This window comes from Bradyrhizobium centrosematis (assembly GCF_045571495.1).
In the GTDB taxonomy this organism is placed as follows: Bacteria; Pseudomonadota; Alphaproteobacteria; order Rhizobiales; family Xanthobacteraceae; genus Bradyrhizobium; species Bradyrhizobium centrosematis.
Genome location: NZ_CP120703.1, coordinates 3,360,647 through 3,373,896, shown reverse-complemented (window position 1 = coordinate 3,373,896; position 13,250 = coordinate 3,360,647). Strand labels below are relative to the sequence as shown.

12 protein-coding genes are annotated in these 13,250 nt (G+C 64.7%); 5 read left to right on the top strand and 7 right to left on the bottom strand.

Features of this window, described 5'->3' with window-relative positions; genetic code table 11:
- The first annotated feature begins 30 nt into the window (after positions 1 to 30).
- The 3 genes from P6U31_RS16315 to P6U31_RS16305 all read left to right on the top strand — a co-directional run bounded on the left by P6U31_RS16315 (position 31) and on the right by P6U31_RS16305 (position 2,845).
- Positions 31 to 1,056, top strand: coding sequence for an aldo/keto reductase (locus tag P6U31_RS16315; protein WP_407189406.1), 1,026 nt, complete (start codon positions 31 to 33; stop codon positions 1,054 to 1,056).
- 74 nt (positions 1,057 to 1,130) lie between these two features.
- Positions 1,131 to 1,292: a hypothetical protein gene (locus tag P6U31_RS16310; protein WP_407189405.1), complete on the top strand. Its 162-nt coding sequence runs from the start codon at positions 1,131 to 1,133 to the stop codon at positions 1,290 to 1,292.
- Between the two features lie 131 nt (positions 1,293 to 1,423).
- Complete coding sequence (locus P6U31_RS16305; RefSeq protein ID WP_407189404.1) at positions 1,424 to 2,845, top strand: MFS transporter; 1,422 nt, start codon at positions 1,424 to 1,426, stop codon at positions 2,843 to 2,845.
- Positions 2,846 to 2,923: 78 nt separating this feature from the next.
- Here P6U31_RS16305 and clpA read toward each other — a convergent pair whose 3' ends face one another.
- Both clpA and clpS read right to left on the bottom strand, forming a co-directional pair.
- Entirely contained in the window at positions 2,924 to 5,332 is a 2,409-nt protein-coding gene (gene clpA, locus P6U31_RS16300; protein ID WP_124157900.1) for an ATP-dependent Clp protease ATP-binding subunit ClpA, read from the bottom strand.
- 284 nt (positions 5,333 to 5,616) lie between these two features.
- Positions 5,617 to 5,949 carry an ATP-dependent Clp protease adapter ClpS gene (clpS, locus tag P6U31_RS16295; RefSeq protein WP_164937793.1) on the bottom strand — a complete coding sequence of 111 codons (333 nt, stop codon included), beginning with the start codon at positions 5,947 to 5,949 and terminating at the stop codon, positions 5,617 to 5,619.
- Positions 5,950 to 6,403: 454 nt separating this feature from the next.
- Here clpS and P6U31_RS16290 point away from each other — a divergent pair, with 454 nt between their 5' ends.
- Complete coding sequence (locus tag P6U31_RS16290; protein WP_407189403.1) at positions 6,404 to 6,559, top strand: hypothetical protein; 156 nt, start codon at positions 6,404 to 6,406, stop codon at positions 6,557 to 6,559.
- A 74-nt stretch (positions 6,560 to 6,633) separates the two neighbouring features.
- Here the strand turns inward: P6U31_RS16290 and P6U31_RS16285 are convergent, their stop codons facing one another.
- Complete coding sequence (locus P6U31_RS16285; RefSeq protein ID WP_128920536.1) at positions 6,634 to 6,972, bottom strand: phasin family protein; 339 nt, start codon at positions 6,970 to 6,972, stop codon at positions 6,634 to 6,636.
- A gap of 387 nt (positions 6,973 to 7,359) precedes the next feature.
- Here P6U31_RS16285 and P6U31_RS16280 point away from each other — a divergent pair, with 387 nt between their 5' ends.
- Complete coding sequence (locus tag P6U31_RS16280; protein WP_407189402.1) at positions 7,360 to 9,201, top strand: serine hydrolase; 1,842 nt, start codon at positions 7,360 to 7,362, stop codon at positions 9,199 to 9,201.
- Between the two features lie 216 nt (positions 9,202 to 9,417).
- On the opposite strand, the gene P6U31_RS16275 is transcribed toward P6U31_RS16280, so the two are convergent.
- From P6U31_RS16275 to P6U31_RS16260, 4 genes are all read right to left on the bottom strand, one after another.
- A complete protein-coding gene (locus P6U31_RS16275) occupies positions 9,418 to 10,143 on the bottom strand; it encodes a DnaJ domain-containing protein (RefSeq protein ID WP_407189401.1) in 726 nt (241 codons plus the stop codon).
- 71 nt (positions 10,144 to 10,214) lie between these two features.
- Positions 10,215 to 10,964, bottom strand: a complete 750-nt coding sequence (locus P6U31_RS16270; protein ID WP_407189400.1) for a VWA domain-containing protein — start codon at positions 10,962 to 10,964, stop codon at positions 10,215 to 10,217.
- A 148-nt stretch (positions 10,965 to 11,112) separates the two neighbouring features.
- A complete protein-coding gene (locus P6U31_RS16265; RefSeq protein WP_407189399.1) occupies positions 11,113 to 11,973 on the bottom strand; it encodes an alpha/beta fold hydrolase in 861 nt (286 codons plus the stop codon).
- A gap of 338 nt (positions 11,974 to 12,311) precedes the next feature.
- Positions 12,312 to 13,235 carry a division plane positioning ATPase MipZ gene (locus tag P6U31_RS16260; RefSeq protein WP_407189398.1) on the bottom strand — a complete coding sequence of 308 codons (924 nt, stop codon included), beginning with the start codon at positions 13,233 to 13,235 and terminating at the stop codon, positions 12,312 to 12,314.
- Positions 13,236 to 13,250 lie beyond the last annotated feature (15 nt).

Below are 13,250 nucleotides of genomic sequence, written 5' to 3'. Positions count from 1 at the left end.
TCAATCAGCAGCCAGCCGAGGAACATATCGATGGAATACCGACGCTTGGGCCGGTCCGGCCTCATGGTGCCCGCTCTGAGCCTCGGCACCGGCACCTTCGGCGGCGTCGGCCGCCTCGCGGCGTGGGGCTCGACGGATGCGACCGAAGCGCGGCGCCTCTTGGACATCTGCCTCGAGGCCGGCGTGTCGATGTTCGACACCGCGGACGTCTATTCGCTCGGCGAGTCCGAGCGCGTTCTCGGCGAAGCCGTCAAGGGCCGCCGTGACAAGGTGCTGATCTCGACCAAGGCCACCTTCCGCTTTGGCGAGGGCCCCAACGACCTCGGCTCGTCACGGCAGCATCTGCTCTCCGCCATCGACGGCTCGCTGAGCCGGCTCGGCACCGATTACATCGACCTGTTCCAGCTTCATGGCTTCGACGCCTTCACGCCGCCCGAAGAGGTGCTTTCAACCCTCGACGTGCTCGTGCGCGCCGGCAAGATCCGCTATGTCGGCGTCTCGAATTTCTCAGGCTGGCACCTGATGAAGTCGCTCGCCGTGGCCGACAAGCACGGCTTTCCGCGCTACGTCGCCAACCAGACCTATTATTCGCTGATCGGCCGCGACTACGAATGGGAGCTGATGCCGCTCGGCGTCGACCAGGGACTCGGCGCGGTGGTCTGGTCGCCGCTTGGATGGGGACGCCTCACCGGCAAGATCCGCCGGGGTCAGCCCAGGCCCGAGGTGAGCCGCCTGCCCAAGACCGCCGAGTTCGGCCCGCCCGTGCCGGACGAACACGTCTATCGTGTCGTCGACGCCATCGACGACGTCGCAAAGGAAACCGGAAAGAGCGTATCGCAGATTGCGCTGAACTGGCTGCTGCAGCGCCCCACGGTGTCGACGCTGATCATCGGCGCGCGCAACGAGGCGCAGCTGCGCGAGAATCTCGGCGCGGTCGGCTGGTCGCTGACCAAGGACCAGATCGCGAAGCTCGACGCGGCGAGCACGGTGACGCTGCCCTATCCCTACTGGCACCAGCGGACGACCTTCATCGACCGGAACCCGCCGGCGGTATAGGGCGCGGCCTCCTTTGAGCTGCATCAAGCCGGCGCATTGCGGTCGTGGCACCGTGCGGCCTCGCGAGGCCCCCGATGCGCCGATTTGCGATGAAGGCCCTGTTCACCGCCCTCAGTCTGAACCGCGCCGAGCGGACGCGGATCGACTGGGATCGCCGCATCCTGGTTTTTTCGACGGCGGTGACGATCGGCCTCATCGCGCTTTACATCTTCGGAAAGTCGACTGCGCGCTGGTGAGCCAGCCGCGTTTGCCGCGCCGGGAGGTTCGCTTCCATCACGGGAACTGGGCGTAGCCTGACGGGTTGCTGTCGGTCCGGCGATTTCCTATTCGGAGATGAACCACGGCTCGAATCAACCGCGCCTCCCTCATGTCGTCCGCCCCCATCGAGCACGCCGACGGCCTGCCGCAGCCGCAGCGCAATCAGGCGGTGCTGACCATCGCGCTCGGCATCATCATGGCCGTTGTCGACAGCGCCATTGCCAATGTCGCACTGCCGACGATCGCGGCCGACCTCGATGCGAGTCCGGCCTTTTCGATCTGGATCGTCAACGGCTACCAGCTCGCGATCACGATCTCGCTGCTGCCGCTGGCCTCGCTCGGCGAGATCGTCGGTTATCGCCGCGTCTATCTGGTCGGGCTGGTGCTGTTCACGCTGGCATCCGCCTTCTGCGCGCTGGCCCATACGCTGCCGCTGCTGACCGTCGCGCGCATCATCCAGGGCTTTGGCGCCGCCGGCATCATGAGCGTCAACTCGGCGCTGGTGCGCTTCACCTACCCGCGCAACCAGCTCGGCCGCGGCATCGGTCTCAACGCGCTCGTCGTGGCGTTCTCCGCTGCAATCGGCCCGACCCTTGCTGCGGGCATCCTCGCGGTCGGAAGCTGGCCCTGGCTGTTCGCCATCAACGTGCCGCTGGGCGCGGCGACGTTGTTGCTGGGCCTGCGCAGCCTGCCGCATACCAAGCTCGCCAGCCATTCGTTCGATTGGCAGAGCGCGGGGCTGTCCGCGATCACGTTCGGCGTCGGTATCGCTGCCGTCGACAGCGTCGGTCATGGCGAGGCAGCGGTCACCTGCCTGATCCAGTTCGCCGTCGCTCTCGTCGCGGGGGCGCTGCTGATCTACCGCGAGACCCACATGACCTCGCCGCTCTTGCCGGTCGACCTGTTGCGCATCCCGGTGTTCGCGCTGTCGATTGCGACCTCGATTGCCTCGTTCTGCGGGCAGATGCTCGCCTTCGTCGCGATTCCCTTCTATCTCCAGAGCCGCTTCGGCTATTCGGCGGTGCATATGGGCCTCTTGATCACGCCATGGCCGATCGCGGTGGCGTTCGCGGCGCCGCTGGCCGGCCGCCTGGTCGAGCGTTATCCGGCCGGCCTGCTCGGCGGCATCGGGCTCACACTGTTCGCCTGCGGCCTTGCCGCGCTCGCTTTCCTGCCCGCGGAGCCGACTCCGTTCGAGGTGATCTGGCGCATGGCACTGGCGGGCGCGGGGTTCGGTCTGTTCCAGACTCCCAACAACCGGACCATGATCGCCGCAGCCCCGCGCGAGCGGGCCGGCGGCGCCAGCGGCATGCTGGGAACGGCGCGCCTGCTGGGCCAGACCACGGGCGCTGCACTCGTGGCGCTGCTGCTCGGCCGCTATCCGACCGATGGGACTAGGCTGGCACTCCTCGCAGGCGTCGGATTTGCATTGTGCGGGGCGTTGCTGAGCATGCTGCGGCTGTCTCCCGCCGGCGCGCGCGGTGCCGAGCACGTCCGGGTGCAGGACGATCAGCGCCTGCGGGGCGACTGAGGCCGTTCACGGAACGGATGGCTGACAACAAAAAGGCCGGCTCCACGGCCGGCCTTTCGATTGATGATGCGCTCTGGATCAAGCCTTGACCAGCGGGCCCTTGGAGGTCGGCCCCTTCGAGCCGCCGGGGCCGCCCGGCTTGGACTTGCCCGGCGGACGCTTGCGAGCGCCCGGCAGCTTCTCCTGCTTTGGCGTGACCGGGCCCTCGACGAATTCGAAGCCGATCTTCTCCTTGGTCTCGTCAGCCTCGTCCTTGACCAGAACGACGCGGACGTGGCCGCCACCCTTCAGCTTGCCGAACAGCACCTCGTCCGCCAGCGGCTTCTTGATGTGCTCCTGGATCACGCGGGCCATCGGCCGCGCGCCCATCTGCTCGTCGTAGCCGTGCTGGACCAGCCAAGTCTTGGCCGGCTCGGACAGCTCGATCGTGACATCGCGGTCGCCAAGTTGAGCCTCGAGCTGAAGCACGAACTTCTCGACCACGGTGCCGATCACCTCGACGCTGAGATGGCCGAACGAGACGATGGCATCGAGGCGGTTGCGGAATTCCGGCGCGAACTGCCGGTTGATCGCCTCGTGGTCGTCGCCTTCCCGCTTCGAACGCGTGAAGCCGAACGCCTGCTTGGCAAGGTCCGCCGCCCCCGCATTCGTGGTCATGATCAGAATCACGTTGCGGAAATTGACCTGCTTGCCGTTATGGTCGGTGAGCCGGCCGTGATCCATGATCTGGAGCAGCACGTTGTAGAGGTCGGGATGCGCCTTCTCGATTTCATCGAGCAGCACCACGCAATGCGGATGCTGGTCGACGCCGTCGGTGAGCAGGCCACCCTGGTCGAAGCCGACATAGCCGGGAGGCGCGCCGATCAGGCGCGACACGGTGTGCCGCTCCATGTACTCGGACATGTCGAAGCGCAGCAGCTCGACGCCCAGCGTCGCCGCGAGCTGTTTTGCAACTTCGGTCTTGCCGACGCCGGTGGGACCAGAGAACAGGTAGCAGCCGATCGGCTTCTCCGGCTCCCGCAGGCCGGCACGCGCCAGCTTGATCGAAGCGGCGAGCGACTCGATCGCCTTGTCCTGGCCGAACACGGTGCGCTTCAAAGTCTGCTCGAGATGCTTGAGCACCTCGGCATCGTCCTTCGACACGCTCTTGGGCGGAATCCGCGCCATCGAGGCGATCGTGGTCTCGATCTCCTTGATGCCGATGGTCTTCTTGCGCTTGTTCTCGGCCACCAGCATCTGCGCCGCGCCGGATTCGTCGATCACGTCGATCGCCTTGTCCGGCAGCTTGCGGTCGTGGATGTAGCGCGAGGACAACTGCACCGCCGCCTCGATCGCCTCGTTGGTGTACTTCAGCCGGTGGTAGTCCTCGAAATACGGCTTGAGACCCTTGAGGATCGCAATCGCGTCCTCGACCGTAGGCTCGTTGATGTCGATCTTCTGGAAGCGCCGCACCAGCGCGCGGTCCTTCTCGAAGTGCTGGCGATATTCCTTGTAGGTGGTCGAGCCCATGCAGCGGATCGTGCCCGAGGCGAGCGCAGGCTTGAGCAGGTTCGAAGCATCCATCGCCCCGCCCGACGTCGCGCCCGCACCGATCACGGTGTGAATCTCGTCGATGAACAGGATCGCGTTGGGATGCGCCTCGAGCTCCTTCAGCACCTGCTTCAGACGCTCTTCGAAGTCGCCGCGATAGCGTGTGCCCGCGAGCAGGGTGCCCATGTCGAGCGAGAACACGGTTGCGGCCGCCAGCACTTCCGGCACCTCGCTATCGACGATGCGCTTGGCGAGGCCCTCCGCGATCGCGGTCTTGCCGACGCCGGCTTCACCGACGAACAGCGGATTGTTCTTCTGCCGGCGGCACAGCACCTGGATCGCGCGGTTGATTTCGGAGTTGCGTCCGATCACCGGATCGATCTTGCCGTCGCGCGCCTTCTTGTTGAGGTTGACGCAATAGGTCTCGAGCGCCTCGCCCTTCTTCTTGGCGTCCTCGTTGCCCTTGGCTTCGGTCTCCTCGTCGACGCCGCGAACCGGCCGTGCCTCGGAGACGCCCGGCCGCTTGGCAATACCATGGCTGATGTAGTTGACCGCGTCATAGCGCGTCATGTCCTGCTCCTGCAGGAAATACGCGGCATGGCTCTCGCGCTCGGCGAAGATCGCGATCAGCACGTTGGCGCCGGTCACCTCTTCACGACCGGACGACTGCACGTGAATCACGGCGCGCTGGATCACGCGCTGGAAACCGGCGGTCGGCTTGGCGTCGTCGGCGCCATCCGTCACCAGGTTCTCGAATTCGGTCTCAAGATAATTGACGAGGCTCGTACGGAGCTTGTCGAGATCGACGCTACAGGCGCGCATGACCGCGGCTGCGTCGGAGTCGTCGATCAGAGAGAGCAAGAGATGCTCGAGCGTCGCGTATTGGTGATGACGCTCGTTTGCGATCGCCAGCGCACGATGCAGGGATTGTTCAAGGCTTTGGGAAAAAGTCGGCATTCGCGTCCTCTATGGCCCCCACCATCATGGTCGTGATCGCCCGGTCAGGCAACAACAACCTTTGTCACATATAGTTATACAAGACCGCGGCGAAAGACCGGTTCCGCGACTCGGCGTCTCCACACTTGTGGTACTTTTTGATGCAAAACCCGTTCCGAATTGGGCGGGAGCGGCGCCAGCGCGGAATTCCGTAGTTTTGCCGACCGGCCAGACGTCGTGGGCACAGGCCTCACGCAAAGTTCGCTGCGACTTACTCTATGGCCGGCGTCAAACGCGCCGCGAGGTTACTTCTTTTCCATCACACATTGCAGCGGATGCTGGTGCTTGCGGGCGAAATCCATCACCTGCGTCACCTTGGTCTCGGCGATCTCGTAGGTGAACACGCCGCACTCGCCGATGCCGTGATGATGGACGTGCAGCATGATCTTGGTCGCCGCCTCGACGTCCTTGTTGAAGAACTTCTCCAGCACATGGACGACGAATTCCATCGGCGTGTAGTCGTCGTTCAGGATCAGCACGCGATAGAGGTTCGGTCGCTTGGTCTTGGGCTTGACCTTGGTGATGACCGAGGTGTTCGGGCCCGTCGGGCTGCCCGAACGGTTCTCGTCATTGCTCATGCGAGGAGCGTGGGCAGCGGCTGGCGCGGACAGGTCGAGTCTGGAAGTCAATTGCGGCATGGCACAGGCGTTCAAATTCCCCACGGAAGCGAATGGCGGTTGCCTGGCGACTCCGCCCTTCGGAGCTCCGCGCAGGCGCGCCGTCTTATTGGATCGCCGCTCCCGACTGATCCGGTCCGGACCGGATCGTTCGCCAGCAATATGGGCCTCCCCCCGGCTCGCCGCAAGCGTGCGAAGGTCCGACCGATAGCCGCGGCAGTCCCGATTCCTGGTCCGGGCGATCCGGACCAAGGTTAATCAATCCGGACCGTTTTGACAAAAATTTATGCCCAATTCGCTTAGAACATGTTGACCAGGAACTCGGCTATTTGGCGCAGCCAGACGGTTCGACGCGCGGCAGACGAAGCTGTGCGACAATGCCAAGGCCCAGCCCTCCATCATCACGCTCTACACGGTGCAGGTGAACACCGGCACCGGTCCGACCCCGAGGGTGCTGCAATATTGCGACGGCAGCACCGACAAGTTCTATCTGGCCACGTCGGCCAGCCCGACCGTCTCGGTGCTCAAGGACACCGGCACGTCGCTGTCGAAGCTGCGCGAGGAGCGCTGACGGATCGGCCGTGCGCAAACAAAAAGCCCGGCTGGTCCAGCCGGGCCTCTCGATTCCAGGATGTCCCGAAAGCGTTACTGGGCAGCCGGAGTGAACTTCGAGACGATGGTCTCGACCGGCTTGAATGCCTGCTTGGCGAGGTCGCTATAGAGCCCGGCGATCTTCTGCGATTCCGCAACGAAGGTCTCGTAGGCGGAGCGCGCGAAGTCGGTCTGCGCTTCCATGGCCTTGTCCAGCGACTTCACGCCGGAAAGCTTCTCGACGAAGGACTTGGTGTCTTCGAACGACTTCTTCGTATAGTCGCCATAAGCACTGGCGATCGCCTGGAGGCCGTGCTGCACCGAGGTCGCGGACGCAACGCACTGCTCGAACTGCTCTTTCCCGTAGTTCTGAAAGTCTTCAACCTTGAACATTTCGGAATCCTTTTCCCTGGCTCTCGTCGGAAGCTCCGGCTCCCTGACTCTGCCCACAATTAGTGCAACGCACAAAAAAGTCAAGAATCTTTGTGCGACGCACAAAATTCGACGCAATTCGCAGCGATTCCCGGGGTTTCCCGCAAGGGTTCTTTAAGCTTTTGGAAACCGCAGCCCCCTACCTTGATTCCCTGGACGTGTTCAGCTTCCGCAGACGGTCAAAAGCCGTTTGAGAACATCACCTTAGCCAGAACAGCGGCTCAGGCCCAACGTCCCCCGCGGCGAACACCAGCGGAGGGACAGCCTGAGCAGGTCATGATCCCGGGTCGATGGGCACAATTTCGCCTCACGAGCCGGTGATCTAGTCAGAAACGGGGACGGGGTTCCATGCTTCGTAAAAACTTGTCTTCCTCGCGCTTGGCGCGGGTTGGCGTTTTCGGGCTTCTTACGGTCACCACCGCGGTCATCTTCACCACCGATGCCGCCGAGGCGCGGCGCCATCGCCGCCACTATGCGCACCACCGGGTGCAGCGCGATGTCTCCGAGAGCTCCAGCCCGAAATTCGCGTCGATCATCGTCGACGGCAATTCCGGCGCGGTGCTGCAGGCTACGAGCCCAGACGGAATCCGCCACCCCGCCTCGCTGACCAAGATCATGACGCTCTATCTCCTGTTCGAGCGCCTTGAGTCCGGCAAGATGAAGCTCGACACCGAGATGCCGGTGTCCCAGCACGCCGCCGATCAGGATCCGACCAAGCTCAATCTCCGTGCCGGCCAGACCATCCGTGTCGAGGACGCGATCAAGGGTCTCGTCACCCGCTCCGCCAACGACGCCGCGGTGGTCATCGCCGAAGCGATCGCCGGCGACGAGGACGACTTTGCCCAGATGATGACGCGCAAGGCGCGCGCGCTCGGCATGTCCAAGACCGTTTACCGCAACGCCAACGGTCTTCCGAACGACGAGCAGGTCACGACTGCGCGCGACCAGGCCACGCTCGGGCGCGCCATCCAGGAGCGCTTCCCGCGCTACTATCGCTATTTTGCGACCTCCACGTTCAACTGGCGTGGACAGTCGATCCGCAACCACAATCACCTGCTCGGCAGCGTCGAGGGCGTGGACGGCATCAAGACCGGCTACACCCGCGCCTCCGGCTTCAATCTCGTCAGCTCGATGCGCCGCGGCAACCGCCATCTGATCGGCGTGGTGCTCGGCGGCCGCAGCGGCGGTTCGCGCGATGCCATCATGCGCAACCTGCTTGCGGAGAATCTTGAGAAGGCGGCGACCGTCCACACCGTTGCCGCGGTCACCGAGCGCAATGGCGCTGACGCAACGACCGAGATTGCCGACGCCTCGGATACGCCGCCGGCCCGTCCCGCTGCGCAGGTCCAGGCCGCAGCCCCTGCGCCCGAGTCGGCCCCGTCTCGGCTCGCCGCCCGCCTCTCGACGCTTGCCGCGGCGACGGCCGCGGTGCCGCCGGCCCCGACCAGGCCGGAAGCCAAGCCCGAGGTTCGTCCAACGGAATCCAGGATCGAGCCGGCGCCGCTGACCAATGGCGTGATCTCGAGCCAGCCGCTCTCCATCATTCCCGGCTCGTCCGAGCCGATGAAACCGGTCCGGGTGAAGACGGTTCAGGTCAAGGCCGGCGCCGTGAAGGTCGCCTCCGCCGCTCCCACACAAGTTGCCCCGCCAGTCACCAACGCCATTCCGTCCCGTTCCGACGTCGCGGAGACCTCCGGCGCCGTCGTCGCCCGGGCCGATGTCATCAACAAGCCCGAGGTCGTCAGCCAACCGGAAACGCCAAAGGCCGAGGTCGCCCGCACCGAGTTGCCGCGGCAGCCGGCAGGCTTCGGCACCGGCAACGGCATCCTCGGGGTGCTGCCGGCCGCAACGGCCGCCGCGCCCGCCTCGGCGGCTCCGAAGCTCGCCTCCGCCGATCCGGCGCCGGTCCAGATGAGCGCCACCGCCAAGCCGGCCGTCACCCACAGCGGCTGGATCGTCCAGGTCGGCGCGCTCGAGAGCGAGAACGAAGCCCAGCAGCGTATCGACGCTGCGCGCAGCTCGGCCCGCGGCCTGCTCAGCAAGGCGGATCCGTTCACCGAGCCCGTCGTCGCCAAGGACAATCGCAAGCTCTACCGCGCCCGTTTCGCCGGGCTCGAGCGCGACCAGGCCGAAGCCGTCTGCCGCGCCCTGAAGCGCGCCGACATCTCTTGTATCACCGTGCGCAACTGATCGTTCGCACCGCTCCGATCAAAATGCCCGCGCCTTGCGCGGGCATTTTTGTTTTCGGCCAGCGCGGAGCCTGTTCCGCGACAACCTCTCGTCAACAATTTACGGTTAAATTTTTACTCAAGAGATTGACCACGCCGAAATGGCGGGCATCGGGGCGACGGCAAACGGAACAAGCGGAGCGCACACGGTACGGGCGTTTGTGGCGTGGTGCCGGAGTTAGCCGTTATGCGTACGAAGCAGAGTATCCTTGGCCTCGTTTACCCGGGCAGCGAGATAGTTCGAGCCCCCCTGGTCGGGATGGAGTTTCTTCATCAGGGATTTGTGCGCCCGGCTGATGTCGTCACGCCCCGCCCCCGGCTGCAGGCCAAGGATCTGATAGGCTTCCTCCGCCGTCATTTTGCCGCTCGTCGCCGTGCGGCGCTGCCCCCCTGCCGCATCGCCCTGCGCGTTCTGACGCCAAGCGGGAAACCGGCGGTCCAGATAGCTTTCAAGTAAGGCCACGCTCTCGGCGTCGAACGTCGGGACCATGGCCAGCAGGCTCGCGAGATCGAACTCGCCGAGATCGCGCCCGGCGTGAGGGCCGGCGACGATCTGTCCGTCAAGCTGGCCGGTGTCGTGGTCGAGCCGCATATCCAGGAATTGCGAGCGCACGCGTGAGGTCTGTCCTGACGCGGGCGCAGCGCCGCCGCCGAACAGCCCGCCGACATTGCCGAAGCCAGCGTTTGCCAGCGGTGTCCAGCCCAGGAGCCCGGCGCCGAAAAACCCGAGCGGGATCGCCACCGCCAGCTCGCCGCGCAAGCCGGTGAACGCTGCGATCGCCAGCGCCAGCACGCCGCCCCCGAATCTGAGGGCGCGTGCCAGCACCGCGGGGTTGGCGGCGCGGAACATCTGGAGCAGCAGATAAAGCGTGATAACGGCGACGGCGCCGGCAAGCAGAGTCATGACCGGAATATAGTCGCCCTGGCGGCAAAATGCATCGCATGCGCCCCGTCACGGGCCAGGACGGCCGAGCGCTATTTCATCTGGCCGATCAGTTTTGCCGCGCCGCTCGCGGTCTTCGCCAATTTCAACAATGCCTCGCGGCCGCCGGCGGCATAGGCCGCCGCCGCCCGCAGCAGCTCGCGCAACTGCGCCGCCGCGCCTGGATCGAACCGGCACCAGGCACCGCCGGTCAGGCGCGCGATCTCGCGAAAGGCCTGCTCGGCGACGGCGTCATGACCTTCCTGAAACACGAACACGGGCACGTTGAGCATGCCAAGCTCGCCGGCCTTGGCGCAGAGCTCATCGACCTTCTCCTCCATCGCATCGCCGACGAAGACGACGGCGCGCACACCCGATGCGACCGCCTCGCGGCGGGCTTCCGTCAGCACCTTGCCGATCTGGGTATCGCCGCCGCGGCAATCGATCTTGCTCATCAACGCCGCGAGCCTGTCGCTGTCGGAGATCCACCCGGTGGCGCGGCACTCGTTCAGACCGCGATAGTAGACGAGACGGATATCGAGACTGCCGAGCGCCGCGGTCTCGCGAAACATGTCGGCCTGAAGCGCGCAGGCCATGTCCCAGGTGGGTTGACGGCTCATCGTCGCATCCAAGGCGAAGATCAGCCGGCCCTTCGCACCCGGTGCATGGGGTGACAGCGCCCGCGCCTTGGCGACGAAAGCGGCAATGTCATCCGCGGTCGACGTTGCGGCCTGCGGCACCGTGCCGCCCGCTTGCGCCGAGACGGCATCGCCGCGGCGCGGCTTGATGGGTTCGCCCGACATCTCTTGACCCCGCGTGGGCATCTAATGTGGTCGGCGCGGGCGGCCCGGTCAATGTGCAAAGCCCCCGCGGGCCGAGCCGGCGGAGGCTTTCACAATTGCAATCAACCATGCGGAGGACGCCGACCCGAAGGCGTCAGCCCTCGAGGCGTCAGCCCTTGGCCGGCGCCATCAGCGCAACCGGCCCAGGCTCCAGGATCTTGGGCGGGGACGATTGCGTGTCGACCGGCGCGATCTCGCTGTCGGTCACGCTCAGGAATTTGTCGAGCATGCTTTGGATCGAGCTCTTGGCGACATCCGGACCAGTGTCGCGCATGTCGTTATGCTGGAATTCGGTCTTCACGACCTGGATGCCCGCCTTCTCGCATTCCTCGTCGGACGGGATCACGCCTGCATCGGTCTTGAACTGCGGATCCTGCGAGCGGAACGACAGGATCTTGAACTTGCCGGCGGTGACGAAGGGCACGCGCAGATTGTCCAGCGTGACGACCTTCTTGACCTCGTCCGGATACTGCTTGGCAAAATACATGGTGATGTCGCCGCCCATGGAATGGCCGACCATCGTCACCTTGGCGTAGTCGGCGTTGGGCTGAACCTTCTTCATCTCCTGCATCGCGAGATGGATGTTGGCGACGCCGCGCAGGATCTGCGGCAACCGGCCGACATAGAGCTCACCGGGCTTGGTGACCATCGGAGGATCGGTCGGCAAGTCGTGCTGCGGGCTCACGACCATGTAGCCGCGCGCAGCGAAGATGTTGGCGAGGAAGCCGTATTCAGTGTTCTTGACGGTGTTGCCGTGATTGATCACCGCAACCGGCAGCGTGATCATGCCGGCGTTGGCCTGCATTTCCTTATCGCGGCGTACCGCGATCTGGACGGGCACGGGTCGGTTGTCGCGCGAGGCATCGTAGAAGGTGATGGTCTCGTGCTTGATCGCCCACTTGCTCGCCGTGAAATAGGCGACACCGCAGAGGGCACTGACCGAAACCAGAACGGCAATTCCACGCTTCATTTTCGTCCTCAGCCTCAGGCACTGGCGGCCTGAATCCCTGTTGAAAATCGTGTTCTTCCGGGGCTCTTCGTCCCCTTGTCGCCTATTCCCTAATATATGTCACAGGCGCGTGACAGGAAGGCTAAATATTGTGAACCGGCAGCCCTTTCGTTGTGCGGCGCACACGTTTTCTGAGCATCGCGTTTTCCGACGGCTATTCAGGGTACATCTCACCCTCTGATGCAACCGACGCCGATCGAGTTCAATTTCGTAGTGAATGCGGGATTAAAACGCGTCGGCCGCGGGCTCGGTTCCCACGGCAGCCGGCCGCTCAAACCAACCGGAAGTAGCGCTATACCTCAGACGCCCAGGATGTCGTGGACTTCGAGCGGCTTGTCGACCTGGTTGAACCACTCGGCCCGGTTGGCGGCGCGGCGACGGCCGCGCTCGTCGAGCGGCAGCTTGAGCTGGCGCAGCAGACTCGTCACCTCTTCCCGTGCAGTGAGATGGCCGAGATTGGGCCGCATGCCGAGCGTGGCCTCGTCGATCTCGTCGAGGGCGGTCAGGCCGCGCGGGAAAAATTCGCGATAGACGACGCGCTCGGCGAAGCCGTCGACGTAGCGGAAGCCGAGCCGCAGCGACAGATCCTTCAATCCGTCGGCGACAAGCTGCTTGTTGCGGGAGCCGAGCATCGACAGGCGGTTGCGCACGACGATCCAGTCGGTGGTCGAACCGTCGAGCTGGCGGCGCTTGCGCCTGACGTCGCGCACCATCTCGGCGTAGTGGCTCTCGCCCGTCACCGCGTAGCTCGCGGCATCGACGGTGCCGAGCACGTCGAAATCGAGGAAGCTGTCGTTGATCGGCGTGACCAGCGTGTCGGCCATCGAGTGCGCGAGCCGCATCAGGTAGCTGTCGGTGCCGGGCGTATCGATGACGATGAAATCGAAGCTGCTCTCGACCGCGGAGATCGCCTCCATGAACTGCTGGAACTCGGAGTTCTCGTTCTCGGCGATCTGCATGGTCTCGCCGAGCTTGATGCAGCGATGCACGGGCAGTTCGAGGTCGAGCTTGGTGCGGCGCGCCCAAGCGGCGCGGTTGCCGATGTAGCGGGTAAAGCTCTGCTGACGGCAGTCGAGATCGATGGTAGCGACACGCTGGCCAGCCTTCAGGAGCGCAACCGCGATGTGCAAGGCGGTGGTCGACTTGCCGGAGCCGCCCTTCTCGTTGCCGAGCACGACCACGTGCGCCGCCCCGGATTGGCCTTGGCTAGCCTGCACAAGCATGGTGATCCTCAACGC